Origin of the sequence: Pirellulimonas nuda (assembly GCF_007750855.1) — a bacterium.
Classification (GTDB): domain Bacteria; phylum Planctomycetota; class Planctomycetia; order Pirellulales; family Lacipirellulaceae; genus Pirellulimonas; species Pirellulimonas nuda.
The window spans coordinates 12,661-26,886 of record NZ_CP036291.1 but is presented as its reverse complement, the minus strand read 5'-3'; the positions used below and the strand labels follow the sequence as shown (position 1 = coordinate 26,886).

The window sequence follows — 14,226 nt, the reverse complement described above, 5'->3', positions numbered from 1 at the left end:
ACACCACCCGCGCGTAAGGAGACCGCCGTGACTGCGCCCAGTGCTTGGTTTGGGATGGAAGACGAAGCGATCGACGATGAGACCACGCTCGAGAACCATCCGGGGGAGCTACCGGCGTCTCTTGCTCTCGAGCTGATGGTCCGCGACCGCGACGTGATCGAGGCCCTCTCGGAACGGCCTTCGGGGCGGGCCCGGCACGACTATGCCCTCGACGCCCTGCGGATCGGCGTGCTGGCATTGCGGCACGCCCAGGGTCGTATCGACGCCCAGAGCGTCCGCGACGAAGGCGCCAGGCTCGTGGGCGAGCTGCAGAAGCTGTTCGACCAGAACGCCCAGCAGTCGCACGAGAAGACGAGCGCCGTCCTCAAGGACTACTTCGACCCGCAGAGCGGGCGCCTGGCCGAGCGCGTCGGCCGGCTGGTCAGCGACGACGGCGAGCTCGCCACGCTGCTCAAGAGCCACCTGGGGGGGGAAGGCTCGCAGCTAGGCCGCACGCTCGACGCCCGCATCGGCGCCGGCAGCCCGTTGATGCGGCTGCTCGATCCGCAGCAGGCCCAGGGGGTGGTCGCTTCGCTCCGCGCCGTGGTGGATGGCGAGCTGGTCAAGCAGCGCGAGAGCGTGCTGCGGGAGTTCTCCCTCGACAACAAAGAGGGCGCCCTGAGCCGCCTGGTGGGGGAGCTGACCTGCAAACACGGCGACCTCAGCCGCGACCTCAAGCAGAAGATCGACGACGTGGTGGCCGAGTTCTCGCTCGACAAAGAAGACTCAGCGCTCAGCCGGTTGGTGTCGAACGTCGATCGGGCCCAGCGGACGATTAGCAGTGAGTTCTCGCTAGACAACGACGCGTCCGCCCTGTCGCGGCTCAAGCAGATGCTCGAAGCCACCCAAGGCGCCATCCACGGCAACCTGACGCTGGACGACGAAGCGTCGCCGCTGGCGCGGCTGCGGCGCGAGTTGTCGGGACTGCTCGAACAGGCCGACAAACGCAACCGCGATTTCCAGGAGAATGTGAAGGTTTCGCTCGCCGCGATGGTCGCCAAGCGCGTCGAGGCAGAACGCGGCACGCAGCACGGCGCCACGTTCGAGGAGGCCGTCTTCGAGTTCATCGCCCGCGAGGCACAGCACTCCGGCGACGTCGCTGCCGCCACCGGCGCCTCTACGGGGCTGATCAAGAACTGCAAGAAGGGGGACTGCATCGTTGAGCTCGGCCACGAGAGCGCCGCGCCCGGGGCGAAGCTGGTCGTAGAAGCCAAGCAGGAATCAGGGTACACGCTGCTGCGCGCGTGCGAAGAACTAGCCGAAGCCCGCAAGAACCGCGGCGCAGGGTTTGGGTTGTTCGTGTTCTCCAAGCGGTGTGCGCCCGCGACGCTCGCCCCCGTGCGGCGGTACGGGCAGGACGTAGTCGTGCTGTGGGACGCAGAAGACCCAACGACCGACGTGTACCTGCGCGCCGGCCTCGACATCGCCCGGGCGCTCTCGATCCGCGTCGGGCGCTCGCAGGAGACCCAGGCCGCGGACTTCGACGCTATCGAGAAGGCGATCAACGAGATCGAGAAACGCAGCGCCGGCCTCGACAAGGTGCGCAAGCCGGCCGAGACCATCCGCTCTTCCAGTGAGACGATCCTCGAGCGGGTGCGGATCGATCAAGAAGCGCTCGAACGCCAGGTGGTGTTGCTCCGCGCCCAACTCGTGATCCTCCGCGAAGCACAGGCTCCCGCCTGAGCGGGAGACCAACGCCCTTGCGGCCGCGCCGACCGTAGGTCGGCTGCTGCTGGGCGACTTGCTTCGTGCGCTAAATCCCTAGGTTCGCCAGCCCGTCTGCTACGCGTCCCAGCGCTTCGGCTAGCTTGGGGTGTTCTGCTTCGAACCCGATCACCAGGTCCTGCAGCCCGGCGCGGGAATCGTCCACGTCTTGGTCGGTCGTGGGTTGCTCCGGGTCGAGCAGCCGCTCGATGTCGGCGGTCACCTTCTGCAGCGCGGTGCGGGTAGCGTCGTCGACGCGGTCGATCGAGTCGAGCTCGGCGTGCAGCCGTTCGAGCGTCTCGGCGAGTTGTTGTTGGGTCATCGTGCTGCCGGTTCGGGCGTGGAGGGCTTCCAGAGGCCTTATTGTATCAGACGTCCGGCCCCTCGGGGCGCCAAGCGATCTCGTCGAACGCGGCCTGCACCAGCGCCCCGTCGATCTGCTCCGCCCCCGCCCCGGCGCCAGCCAGCAGCGCAAAGTCGGCCAGCCTCGCCACGTGCCGGGGAGAGCCCTCGGCCAGCTCGTGCAGGGCCGCCAGCCCCCCGTCGGTGAACACCGGCGCCAGCCGGCCGGCGGCCAGCAGCGCGTGCTGCACGTACCCCTCGGAGTCGTCCGCCTCCCACCGCTCCAGCTCGATCTTCATGTCGATCAGCTCCAGCAGTTGTGGGCAGAGCCGCCCGAGCTGCCCCTGCTCCATCGCCAGCAGCAGCGTCCAGCGGGCGTCCGTTTGGCTCTCCAGCCGCGCTAGCCGCAGCAGGTGCGACTGCTGGTCGGGCCCCAGCGCGGCGCAGTCGTCTAGCAGCAAGATAGAAGCCCTCCCCTGCCAGCGGTTCTCGGCCAGGTGGTCCGCAATCCGCCGCCACAGCTTCTGCGTCTCGTCGCTCTCCATCGGCCCGGCGCCAAGCTGCACGGCGGTCTGCCACAGCAGCTCACGGGTAGTGATCCCCGCGGCGTCCACCAGGGCGACGTCCGCCCCCCGGCGCCGCAGCTCACGGGCGGCCACGGCCAGCGCCAGCGATTTGCCGACCCCCTGTTCTCCCACCAGCACCGCCAGCCGGCGGCGTTCGCCCACCAGGTACTCGACCCGGGCGATCGCTTCGCCGATGCTGCTGCTGGGGTAGGCCCGCGCGGGGTCGGCCTGCATGCGGAAGGGCGAGTTCGCCAGGCCCCAGTGCTGCAGGTAGGAATGGTCGAGCTGCGTGTGCATCGTTGACAAGCCTTTGCGTTTACCGGACGACAGACGATCTCGTATCCGATGCATCGTCTTTCTGCCCGCCGCCGCTTCAAATTAACCACGGATCGCACGGATACGGATTTCGTGTTCGGCATCTGTGACATCCGTGCTATCCGTGGTCCATTTCTTTCCATGCCCGACCGCTACTTCTCCGAAACGCCCATCGAAGGCCCGCTAGCAACGCTGGCGGGGTCCGAAGCCCACCACTTGCTGCACGTCATGCGCGCGGGGCCGGGCGACCGCGTCACGCTGTTCGACGGCGCCGGCGCCGAGTTCGACGCCGAGGTCCAAACCTTGGCGCGGGCCACCGCCACGCTACGCGTTCTAGAACGTCGTGAAGTCAGCCGCGAGTCTGCACGCGAGCTCGTGCTGGCGGTCGCCATCCCCAAGGGGGACCGCCAGAAGTGGCTCGTCGAGAAACTCACCGAGCTAGGCGTCACGTCGCTCGTGCCGCTGCTCACCGAACGCTCCGTAGTCCGCCTCGCCGGCAGCGCTCTGGATAAACTCCGCCGCAACGTCGTCGAAGCCTCAAAGCAGTGCGGCCGCAACCGGTTGATGGAGATCACCGCGCCTCGGTCGTGGAATGAGTGCATCGAAGGTTTCCCGGAACACCGCAGGCTCGTCGCGCACCCGGGGGTCGCGGCGGGACTCACTGCCGGATCGCAAACCCCGACCGTCGTCGCCGTCGGCCCCGAGGGGGGGCTCACCGACCATGAGGTCGAGCTCGCCCAGCAGCACGGCTGGCGCCCCATCGCGCTGGGCCCGCGCATCCTCCGCATCGAAACCGCCGCCATCGCCGCGGCCACGCTGGTTGCTCTGGCCGACGGCGGGAACCACGGATAGCACGGATGGCACAGCTCTGTAGGGTGCACGCAGTGCACCAGCCATGCATACCGCAGCAGCCTCTCCGAGGCCGGTGCACTACGTGCACCCTACCGCGTCTTTGTGCTTTCTTGTGCCTCTTCGTGGCCATCCTTTTTGATCGAACCGAACAACCGCCCGCCGTGCCCCGCGCCCTGCCAGTAGCCGGCGTACTTGCCGTCGTGGATCAGCACCCGGGCCGAGTACGTCCCCAAGCCGGGGAAGCCGATGTTGTTCACCCGGATCACCGCGGTGTCGTCCGCCCAAGCCACCGGCAGCACGATGGGCAGCGTCACGTCGTGGTCGCCGTACTTGATGCGTGTCGGGAAGACCCACATCCCGCTGTCCAGCTTCTTCACCTCGCCCAGCTCGTACCGCTCGCGGCGCAGCTCGGGGGGAGCATCGTCGTCGCGATCGACCGAGAAGAACCCGCTCATCACCGCGCCCGAGAGCGACTTTGAAAGCGCCGTCTCTTGCGCGTTCATCGCTGCCGGCTCGTCGCCAAACAAACTCGTCGCCGAAAGCATCAACACCAGCAGGGAACCACCAAAAAATCTCATCTGTACACCTCTCTCCTTCTTTGTGCTTTTTGTGCCTCTTCGTGGCCATCGTCCTTCATCCGCGTCATCCGTGCTATCCGTAGTTCAAAACAAAGTCTTCTGCACCTCGACACACCTGGGCCCCTCGTTCGTCGCCTTGTTCACGTACGTCGACACCGGCTGGGCCACCAGCTCGTTGTGCTCGGCCGGCGCGAACAACGGCGCCAGCGGCCCCGCTTCTTGCAGCTCTGGGTCGAGCCACACGTCAAAATCCTTCGGTTCTAAGATCACCGGCATGCGGTGGTGGATCTCGGTCATCCAGCCCACCGCCTCGGTGTTGACCAGCGTACAACTCTCCACCGGCGCCGCCGCGGGGTCTTCTTTGCTCCGCCAGCACTCCCACAACGCGGCAAAGGCAAACGGCCCGTCGTCTTTGCGGTGGATGTAAAACGGCTGCTTGGCGCCCTTGCCACCGGACTCCTGCCACTCGTAAAAGCCGTCGGCCGGCATCAGGCAGCGGCGCCGCTTTAGCGCCGTGCGGAACGACGGCTTCTCGGCCACGGTCTCGCTGCGGGCGTTGATCAACGGCGCCCCCTTGCCCGGCTCCTTCGACCAGCTCGGGATCAGCCCCCACCGCATCGCCACGGCCTCTCGCGCCCCGCCGTCCAGCCGCACCACCGGAACCTGCTGCGTGGGCGCTATATTCCACCGCGGCTCGAACAGCCCAAGCTGCCGGTCGCTGCTGGCGAGGTCCAGCGCCGCGATCAAGTCGCGCGCGGGGGTCTTGAGGGTGAAGCGGCCGCACATGGGGAGAGAGGGGTTGGGGGTTAGGTATGAGGCGTTAGGTATTGGGTGTTAGGGCTCGGTGTTTTCAGGCGTTGGGGAGGTGCTTTTATTTTGTCCCTTTTGTCCGGCGGTGTGGGGGGGAGTTTTCGGACAAAACCCCTCCCTGGGCGGCCCCCCGCGAAAAAAACCGCGGGTTTCTAACTGCTCCGCCACCCGCCGGGGGCGTGGCGCCGGTCTTCGGTCGCTGCTGAGCGGACATCAACGGGCCCCATCGGACACCAAGCGGACAATAATGGCGCACCCCGCGGGCGCCGCTGCCTCTGCGCATAACGCCTGCGCCCCGCGGCCCCGACACGCTCCCGGGGCAACGGTTCGCACTGTGATTCTCTGCGATCGGGCGGCTATTTGCGAGGCATTTCTTTTTGCCATCTGGAGAGCGCCAGCCGCGGCGCCGGTTCGCTTTCGCCGCTAGGTTCGGGCGCGGTACAATCGGGCTCCTGGCCGGGTTCTTGTCGCCGCGCGTCGGCCGCGTCGCCCGTGGGTTGCCAGGCCTTCGGCGGGCGTCGTCCTGGGGCGGCGGACGCCTTCTCGCACAACGCACTCCTAAGAGCGAACATGCCCTCTCCTCTGCCACGCCGCTGCCCTGCCCGCCGGCGCCTGCGAGACTGCTTGGTGTTGGTCGTTGCCTGCTGGCCACTGGGGGCTTCCCGGGGGGCGACCGGCGACGCGCCGCCTGCCGACCTGGTGCGTCGGGCCGAGCGGGCCTTGCGGGTGACTCCCCCGGCGGTCACGCAGAAGCAGCAGCCCGCCGCGGTGGGCGGCCCGCACGACTACGTCAGCACCGCGCCCTACTTCTGGCCCGACCCCGCCCGGCCCGACGGACTCCCCTACATCCGCCGCGACGGCGAGGTCTACCCGGGGGCCCGCGCCAAAGACACCGACGTGCACCGCGCGGGGGTGATGAGCGCGACTGTGACGACGCTGGCCCACGCCTACGAGGCGACCGGGGAAGAGAAGTACGCCGCCCACGCCGCCCGCTGTTTGCGCACCTGGTTCTTGGACCCCCGGACGCGGATGACGCCCCACCTGAACTACGCCCAGGGGGTCCCCGGCGTGAGCGCCGGTCGGCAGTTCGGCATCATCGAGGGGACCAGGTTCATCGGCCCGCTCGACCAGGGCCGGCGCCTGGCGGGGTCGGCGTCGTGGACCGACGCCGACCAACGCGCCCTGATGCAGTGGGCAGACGACTACCTGACGTGGTACCTCACCAGCCCCTTCGGCCGGCAGGAACGCGACACGCTGAACAACCACGGCACGCACTACGACGTGCAGGTGATGCGGCTGGCGCTGATGCTGGATCGGCAAGAGCTGGCCCGCGACGTCGCCGAGGCCGCCAAGCAGAAGCGGATCGCGGCGCAGATCGAGCCGGACGGGCGGCAGCCGCACGAGCTGGCCCGCACCAAGTCGTTCAGCTACAGCAAGATGAACCTCGGGGGGATGATGAGCCTGGCCGACCTGGCGGACCGTGTGGGGGTCGACCTGTGGGGCTACGAGTCCGAGGACGGCCGGAGCATCCGCAAGGCGCTCGATTTTGTCGTGCCCTACCTCGAAGACCCGTCCAAAAAATGGCCCGGCAAGCAGATCAAGTCGTTCGACCGCGGCGGCTACGCCCCGCTGCTGCGGCAAGCAGCCCGGCAGTACCACGAGCCGGCCTACGCGGCGCTGGCCGACAAGCTAGAAGCGGGGCGAGACTAGCAGGCGCAGGTGGGATTGGAGCCGGTAGCGTCAGCGCCCGGAGTTTTCTTGAGCAAACGCCCGAACCTCCGGGCGCTGACGCTTCCGGCTCCAGGTTGTGGTTGGGGGCTCAGCGTGTTTGCTAGTTTTTTGCGTTGGCCGGGTAACTGTTGACTGGATTGCAGGCCCGTAACAGCGGACTTCCGGCGCCGTAGGTGGTGAACTTACCCACCCAAGGAGAATCCGATGGCGATCGACGAAACCAAGCTAAACGAACTGCTGGGCAAGATGGTGAACGACATGGGCGCCGCGGCCGTGGCGCCGCTGGTGGTGCTGGGAGACAAGCTGGGGCTGTACCGCGCCCTGGCCGCGGACGGGCCGCTCTCCACCGAGGAGCTGGCGGACAAGACCGGCACGACCGAGCGCTACGTGCGCGAGTGGTGCGCCGCGCAGGCCGGCTCGGGGTACATCGACCTCGACCCCAAGACCGGCAAGTTCTGCATGACGCCGGAGCAGCAGGCCGTGTTTGCAGACAGCGATAGCCCCACCTGCATGACCGGGGGTTATTACTCCATCAGCTCGATGTTCATCGACGAGCCGAAGATCACCCACGCCTTCCAGACCGGCGAAGGGGTGGCCTGGGGAGACCACAGCGCGTGCCTGTTCTGCGGCGTCGAGAAGTTCTTCCGCCCCGGCTACATGGCGAGCCTGGTGGCCGAATGGCTGCCGGCGCTCGACGGCGTGGTCGAGAAGCTCGAGCGCGGGGCGAAGGTGGCCGACGTCGGCTGCGGCCACGGCGCCTCGACGCTAATCATGGCCGAGGCGTTCCCGCGTTCCACCTTCGTCGGGTTCGACTTCCACGAGCCCTCCGTCCAGCACGCCAACGCGCTGGCGAAAGAAGCGGGGCTCAAGAACGTCCGCTTCGAAGTGGCGGCCGCCAAGCACTTCCCCGGCGCGGGCTACGACCTGGTGGCGCTGTTCGACTGCCTGCACGACATGGGCGACCCGGTCGGCGCCGCGGCCCACGCACGGCAGGCGCTGGCGCCCGACGGCACGCTGATGCTGGTCGAGCCGTTCGCCCACGACGAGCTAGCGGACAACCTGAACCCGGTGGGGCGGATGTTCTACAGCTTCTCCACGATGATCTGCACGCCGGCGTCGACCAGCCAAGAAGTAGGCCTAGCGCTCGGCGCCCAAGCCGGCGAGAAGCGGCTGCGCGAGGTGGTCGAAGCGGCCGGCTTTAGCAAGTTCCGCAGGGCGAACGCGACGGCGTTTGATATGTTGCTGGAGGCGCGGTTGTAGGGTGGGCCGATTGTCGGGCGCCATGGCCACGCTTGCGTGGGCATGCGCCTCTCGAAGCGCCGTAGGGTTGCCGAGCTACGCATGCCCACGCAAGCGTGGGCATGGCGCCCCGCTCACTCCGTGAGCGGATTCATCTCACGAAGTGAGATGGCTACACCGGCCGGCTCGCGACGCCTGTAGCCTGCGAGTAGAATCTGGGTATGGAACCCATCATCACCAGCAACCCCCGCATCATGCACGGCGAGCCTTGTTTCGCCGGCACCCGGGTCGCCGTGCGGACGTTCTTCGACCACCTAGAGGCCGGGTACACCGTGACCGGGTTCCTGGAGCAGTTCCCGACAGTTCGCCGCGAGCACGTGGACGGGCTGCTCGCGGAATTGCGGGCTGCTTCCGCCCGGTCTGCCGTGCCCGCATGAAGCCGGGTGCCATGGCCACGCTTGCGTGGCCATGCGACTCTCGAAACGCCGCAGGGTTGCCGAGCTACGCATGCCCACGCAAGCGTGGGCATGGCACCCGGCCGCACCAGTTGCGGCTAGAATTGCCGGGCCACGACGTGTCCACCGCGGCGTACATGGGCTGGAGCGGGGTCGAGAACGGGGAACTGCTCCGCCGTGCAGTCGAAGCCGGTTTCGACGCCCTGGTGACTAACGACCGAGGTCTGGAGTATCAGCAAAACTTGTCCGCGCTACCGCTCACAGTGGTCGTCCTCCTTCCCCCGGCCAATACGATCGAGGCGCTGCGACCGGTGATCCCTGGGCTGCTCGCGGGCCGTCTCGGCCATGCGGGCGTGCGAGTTCATCAAGCTCTCAGTTCCCTGACGCTGGCGCCCAGGAGTCGCTTGCGCATCCCTATCATCTATCCTCTTACCTCTAGCATCTCCCCCCTCACCCCGCGAACTTCGGGATCGCCGGCGTCGGCACTTCCTTCAGCAGCCGGCTGATGACGTCCTCGGTCGTCATCCCCTCGGCCTGGGCCTGGAAGTTGGTGCTGACGCGGTGACGCAGGACCGGCATCGCTACTTTTTGGATGTCTTCGATCGCTACGCTGAACCGGCCGTCCATGGCGGCCAGGGCCTTGCCCCCTTGGATCAAGAACTGCCCGGCGCGGGGGCCGGCGCCCCAGTCGACCAGCTCCTTGACGAACGCCGGCGCCGACTCGTCCTTGGGGCGGGTGGCGCGGACGATGGCCGCGGCGTACTTGATGATGAACTCGCTGACCGCCACCGAGCCGACTAGTTTTTGCACGTTCAGGATCGCCTTGCCGGAGAGCACCTTGGCGACCTCGGGCTGCTCGCCGCGGGTGGTGTTGGCCAGGATCTTCTCTTCTTCTTCGCGGCTGGGGTAGTCGACCTTGATGTTGAACATGAAGCGGTCGAGCTGCGCCTCGGGGAGCGGGTAGGTCCCTTCTTGCTCGATGGGGTTCTGCGTGGCGATGGTGAAGAACGGCAGCGGCAGCTTGTAGGTGGTTTGGCCGACGGAGACCTCGCGTTCCTGCATCGCCTGCAGCAGCGCGGCCTGCGTCTTGGGGGGCGTGCGGTTGATCTCGTCCGCCAGCAGGATGTTGGTGAAGATCGGCCCCTCGACGAAGCGGAAGTTGCGTTTGCCCTGGTCGTCTTCTTCCAGCACGTTGGTGCCGGTGATGTCCGAGGGCATCAGGTCGGGGGTGAACTGGATGCGTTTGAACTCGAGGTCGAGGATCCGCGCCAGCGTGCTCACCAGCAGCGTCTTGGCGAGCCCGGGGACGCCTTCCAGCAGGCAGTGGCCGCGGGTGAAGATGGCGGCGAACACCTGCTCGATCACGGCGTCCTGGCCGACGATCACCTTCTGCAGCTCCTGCTGCATCACCTGGCGGTGGCGGGCGAAGTCTTGCAGCACCTCGCCGAGGTTGCGTTGGGGGGGGGCCGTGCTCAAGGTCGGGTTTCCGGGGTTGGGGGTTTGGTGATCGCTAGCGCGTTCTCCCCTCCCCGGCAGGGGGTGGGGTCGGGGGAGGGGGTTGGAGCGGGAACGAATTTGACGCCACGAATGGGCACACGAGCGCTTCGTTGCGTGGGTCGTAAGCTACTGGCGTGCACCCGAGTCAAACCCCCTCCCCCCATGAAGCTTGTATGGCCTCCCCTTGCCGGGGAGGGGGACACTGGTCGGCCTGCGGCCTCGCCTAACCGCAATAAGTTGCTCCGCCGCCCTACGAATCCTAAGCTGTAGGGGGGGGATGGCACAGCCTGACGCACGGGACCATGGATGAATTACTGCCGAAGAGCCACCCTAGTCGCCCTGCTGCTGGCGCTGCTGCCCGGGCCGACTCGGGCCGCCGAGCCCCCGCTGGACGCCGCCACGGTGCTCTCCACCATCGACCGTGGGGTGGCGTACCTGAAGCAGGCCCAGTCTTCCAAGGGCCGCTGGGACGAGCTCCCCACCTACGCGGGGGGGACCACGGCGCTGTGCACGCTGGCGCTCTTGGACGCCGGGGTTGAGCCCTCCGACCCGGTGATCACGAAGGCGCTGGCCTACCTGCGGACGCTGGAGCCGGAAAAGACCTACGTCACCGCCCTGCAGACCATGGTGCTGGCGACCGCCGACCCGGACCGCGACCGGATCCTCATCCAGCGGAACGTCGAGTGGCTCGAGGCCAACCAGATCAAGGAAGGAGACAAGAGCGGCGCGTGGTCGTACCCGGGGGCCTCGGGAGACAACAGCAACGCCCAGTTCGCGCTGCTGGGGCTGTACGAGGCGCAGCGGGTGGGCGCGGTGGTGCAGGACGACACCTGGCGGCGGGCGCTCGACTACTGGCGGCGGACGCAGAACCCCGACGGCAGTTGGGGCTACCTGCCGGGCTGGCCCGGGTCGGGGAGCATGACCTGCGCGGGGATCGGCGCGGTAGAGATCGCCAGCGCCGCGATCGACGAGGGGGACGCCCGCGTGGTGGGCGGCGTGGTGCAGTGCTGCGTGCCGCACGAGCGGAACGACTCCATCGACCGCGCGGTGGCGTGGCTGTCGACGCAGTTCTCTGTGCGTCGCAACCCGGGCCCCGCGGGGATGGGTCAGCAGTTCCACCTCTACTACCTGTACGGCGTCGAACGCGCCGGCCGGCTGACCGCGAACCGCTTCTTCGGAGACCACGACTGGTACCGCGAGGGGACCGGCTACCTGGTCGACGCCCAAGACCCGCTGTCGCACTACTGGGTCGGCGGCATGCACCAAGAATCCAACCCCCACATCGGCAGCCCGCTGGCGCTGTTGTTCCTGGCCAAGGGACGCTGGCCCACGCTAATGGCCAAGCTCAAGCACGGCCCGGGGGACGACTGGGACAACCACCGCCGCGACGCGATGCACCTCACGCGCGAGGTAGAGAAGGCCTGGAAGATGCCGCTCACCTACCAGGTGATCGACCCTCAGAAAGCCGAAGTCGAAGACCTCTTGCAGGCGCCGGTGTTGTACCTCAGCGGATCGAAGACCCCCGACCTCACGGCCCTGGCGCCGAAGCTGCGCGACTATGTCGACCGCGGCGGGTTCATTTTCATCGAGAGCTGCTGCGGCGAGTCGCGGGGTTGGCGGACGGGGGTTGAGCGCCTCGTCGAGGCGATGTTCCCCGAGCCCGAGTACCGCCTGCGGCAGCTCCGCCCCGCGCACCCGCTGTGGAAGATGGAGCGGATCGTGCGGCCCGAGAGCGAGTACGTGGGCAAGCTGTGGGCCGTGGAGTACGGGTGCCGCACCTGCGTGGTGATGTGCGACGCCGACCTCTCCTGCTACTGGGAGCTCGACCGCCCGGGGCGTGCCGAGAAGTACCCCGCCAAGGTCCGCGAGCGGATCGAGGACGCCGCCACCATCGGCCTGAACGTGCTGGCCTACGCCACCGGGCGCGAGCCCAAGGGGAAGGAGCAGTCGCTGGAGCTGGCGCCCCCGCCCGACGCGATCTCCGACGCCGGCGACCGCGGCGTGTTCCAGGTGGCCAAGCTCAGCCACGGCGGGGGCTGCGACGACGCCCCCGGCGCGCTGGCCAACCTGCTGCGGGCCGCGGCCCAGGGGGACACGAAGCTGCGCGTCGAGGTGCTGGACGAACTGATTAGCGCCGGCGACGCCCGGCTGTTTGAGCGGCCGATGGCGTTCATGCACGGCCGCCACACGTTCCGCTTCACCGCCGCGGAGCGACGCAACCTGAAGCAGTACCTGGAGCGCGGCGGCACGCTGCTGGCCGACTCGATCTGCGCCTCCAACGAGTTCACCGCCGCGTTCCGCAAGGAGATCGCCGCGGCGCTGCCGGGCGCCTCGCTAGAACGCATCCCCGCAGACGACCCGCTGCTGACCCGCGACTTCGGCGGCTACAGCCTCGAGCGTGTCGAGCTGCGCGACCCCCAGCCGGTGGGAGACAACGAGCCGCTGGCCGCCAAGAACAAACGCGTCGAGCCGCAGCTCGAAGGGATCCGCATCGGCGACCGCTGGGCGGTGGTGTTCTCGCAGTACGACCTGAGCTGCGCGCTGGAGCAGCACGTCGCCATCGAGTGCCGCGGGTACTCCAAAGAAGACGCCGCACGGATCGGCCTGAACGTGATGCTGTACGTCATCAACCAGTAGGGCAGGCTGTGCCTGACGTTTGTCGCGCTGCGTCTTTTATCGAGCAGTCCTCGTGATCGCATGAGGCGGGGCGGGCTTGCTTGAACCGGGTCAGGCACAGTAGGCCGTCAGGCACAGCCTGACCTACACGCGCACCAGCCGCACGCCGTGGGGTTCGATCGGCGCGTCGAACTCGGCGTTCGCGCCGGTCCAGATGTCGTGGGCCGTGAGGCCCGCGACGCGGTCGGCCAAGTCCCTCGGCAGGTCAACCCGTTGCGGCTGGTCGCTGAGGTTGAACTGGGCGACGTAGGATTCGCCGCCCGGGCCGTCGGCGGTCCAGACGGCGTGGTCGTTTGGCTCGTAGGCCGCCTGCCGGCCCCCCGTGCTGTGCTGGTTGATGGCCAGCAGGCCGGGATTTGTGAAGAGCGAGAGGGCGAACTCCCCCGTCTCTGGCAGGTGGCAGCCCAGCATCAGCGGGCTGCGGGCGATGCACCACAGGGTCATCAGCGTACGCTGCTCTGGCTCGGTGAAGCGGGTCTCGCGGGCCTCGCCTACCTCGCCGCGGATGCCGATCCGCCCGATGGGGATCATGTCTGCGTCGGGCCACGCGCCGGGCGCGGTGTAGGGCGCCCACTGCGCCAGCCGGGCGAACTGCGCGTGCAGGGCCGGCCATTCGTCCCAGAAGTCGAAGCTCACCCGCCACAGGTTGGCGTGGTCGCGCAGGTGTTTGGCGTTGCAAAGCCTCGCGGCGCCGGGGGAGAGGCTCAGCACGATCGGCCGGCCGCAGCGGTCGAGCGCCGTGCGTACCGCCTCCACCTCGTCGGTGTGGTACGGCTCGTGGTTCCCCTCGCCGTCCCACGAGTTCATGTCGTCCATCTTGAGCAGGTCGACCTGCCACTCGGCCAGCAGTTGGGCCACCGAGTCGTAGTAGGCCTGGGCGCCGTCGCGGGTGCAGTTTACGCCGTACGTGTTGGCGTACCACAGGCAGCGGTCGGCCGGCTGGGCGATGTCCGCGGCGCGGGCCGTGCTCCCTTTGATCGGGGTGTTGCGATCGGCCGCCTGCCACGGCATGCCGCGCATCAGGTGGACGCCGAGCTTCAGCCCCAACGAGTGCACGTAGTCGGCCAGCGGCTTGAACCCGGCGCCGTCGGCCGAGGAGGGGAACTTCACCGGGTCGGGGATCAGCCGGCCGTAGCGGTCGATCAGTTGGTTCAGGCCGAACCGCTTGTAGTTGGCGGTGTCGGCCTCCGGGGCGAACCAGCAGAGGTCGACCACCACGTACTCCCAGCCGAACCGCTTGAGGCGCTCGGCGATGAACTCGGCGTTCTGGCGGACCTCCGCCTCGGTGACGCTCACACCGAAACAGTCCCAACTGTTCCAGCCCATGGGGGGTGTCGGGGCGAGCTGGTGGTGGTGGCTCATGGGTCTCTGTTACGGAGGGAGAGGTGGGGATACGGACGGGATGAGGGGATGGCGTGTTTA

At 67.9% G+C, this 14,226-nt stretch carries 12 protein-coding genes; 6 read left to right on the top strand and 6 right to left on the bottom strand.

Features of this window, described 5'->3' with window-relative positions; all coding sequences use genetic code 11:
- The first annotated feature begins 27 nt into the window (after positions 1-27).
- On the top strand, positions 28-1,722 hold the full coding sequence (locus tag Pla175_RS00115) for a hypothetical protein (RefSeq protein WP_145280108.1): 1,695 nt from the start codon (positions 28-30) through the stop codon (positions 1,720-1,722).
- A 70-nt stretch (positions 1,723-1,792) separates the two neighbouring features.
- Here the strand turns inward: Pla175_RS00115 and Pla175_RS00110 are convergent, their stop codons facing one another.
- Positions 1,793-2,065, bottom strand: a complete 273-nt coding sequence (locus Pla175_RS00110) for a DUF4404 family protein (RefSeq protein WP_145280106.1) — start codon at positions 2,063-2,065, stop codon at positions 1,793-1,795.
- A gap of 46 nt (positions 2,066-2,111) precedes the next feature.
- The gene (locus Pla175_RS00105) at positions 2,112-2,948 is read right to left on the bottom strand and encodes an ExeA family protein (RefSeq protein ID WP_197527168.1); all 837 of its coding nucleotides are present in this window, start codon (positions 2,946-2,948) and stop codon (positions 2,112-2,114) included.
- A gap of 159 nt (positions 2,949-3,107) precedes the next feature.
- Here Pla175_RS00105 and Pla175_RS00100 point away from each other — a divergent pair, with 159 nt between their 5' ends.
- Entirely contained in the window at positions 3,108-3,818 is a 711-nt protein-coding gene (locus tag Pla175_RS00100) for a 16S rRNA (uracil(1498)-N(3))-methyltransferase (protein ID WP_197527167.1), read from the top strand.
- 89 nt (positions 3,819-3,907) lie between these two features.
- On the opposite strand, the gene Pla175_RS00095 is transcribed toward Pla175_RS00100, so the two are convergent.
- Together Pla175_RS00095 and Pla175_RS00090 are read right to left on the bottom strand one after the other, a co-directional pair.
- On the bottom strand, positions 3,908-4,396 hold the full coding sequence (locus Pla175_RS00095) for a hypothetical protein (RefSeq protein ID WP_145280100.1): 489 nt from the start codon (positions 4,394-4,396) through the stop codon (positions 3,908-3,910).
- A gap of 84 nt (positions 4,397-4,480) precedes the next feature.
- Positions 4,481-5,182 carry an SOS response-associated peptidase gene (locus Pla175_RS00090; protein WP_145280098.1) on the bottom strand — a complete coding sequence of 234 codons (702 nt, stop codon included), beginning with the start codon at positions 5,180-5,182 and terminating at the stop codon, positions 4,481-4,483.
- 594 nt (positions 5,183-5,776) lie between these two features.
- Here Pla175_RS00090 and Pla175_RS00085 point away from each other — a divergent pair.
- The 3 genes from Pla175_RS00085 (at position 5,777) to Pla175_RS00075 (ending at position 8,613) form a co-directional block, all read left to right on the top strand.
- On the top strand, positions 5,777-6,916 hold the full coding sequence (locus tag Pla175_RS00085) for an alginate lyase family protein (protein WP_145280097.1): 1,140 nt from the start codon (positions 5,777-5,779) through the stop codon (positions 6,914-6,916).
- Between the two features lie 225 nt (positions 6,917-7,141).
- The gene (locus Pla175_RS00080; RefSeq protein ID WP_145280095.1) at positions 7,142-8,197 is read left to right on the top strand and encodes a class I SAM-dependent methyltransferase; all 1,056 of its coding nucleotides are present in this window, start codon (positions 7,142-7,144) and stop codon (positions 8,195-8,197) included.
- A gap of 200 nt (positions 8,198-8,397) precedes the next feature.
- Entirely contained in the window at positions 8,398-8,613 is a 216-nt protein-coding gene (locus tag Pla175_RS00075; RefSeq protein ID WP_145280093.1) for a DUF433 domain-containing protein, read from the top strand.
- 468 nt (positions 8,614-9,081) lie between these two features.
- Here the strand turns inward: Pla175_RS00075 and Pla175_RS00070 are convergent, their stop codons facing one another.
- Positions 9,082-10,038, bottom strand: coding sequence for an AAA family ATPase (locus tag Pla175_RS00070; RefSeq protein ID WP_197527489.1), 957 nt, complete (start codon positions 10,036-10,038; stop codon positions 9,082-9,084).
- 396 nt (positions 10,039-10,434) lie between these two features.
- Between Pla175_RS00070 and Pla175_RS00065 the strand changes: the two genes are divergently transcribed.
- Positions 10,435-12,765, top strand: a complete 2,331-nt coding sequence (locus Pla175_RS00065; RefSeq protein WP_145280090.1) for a DUF4159 domain-containing protein — start codon at positions 10,435-10,437, stop codon at positions 12,763-12,765.
- Positions 12,766-12,888: 123 nt separating this feature from the next.
- Here Pla175_RS00065 and Pla175_RS00060 read toward each other — a convergent pair whose 3' ends face one another.
- Positions 12,889-14,166 carry a glycoside hydrolase family 27 protein gene (locus Pla175_RS00060; protein WP_145280088.1) on the bottom strand — a complete coding sequence of 426 codons (1,278 nt, stop codon included), beginning with the start codon at positions 14,164-14,166 and terminating at the stop codon, positions 12,889-12,891.
- Positions 14,167-14,226 lie beyond the last annotated feature (60 nt).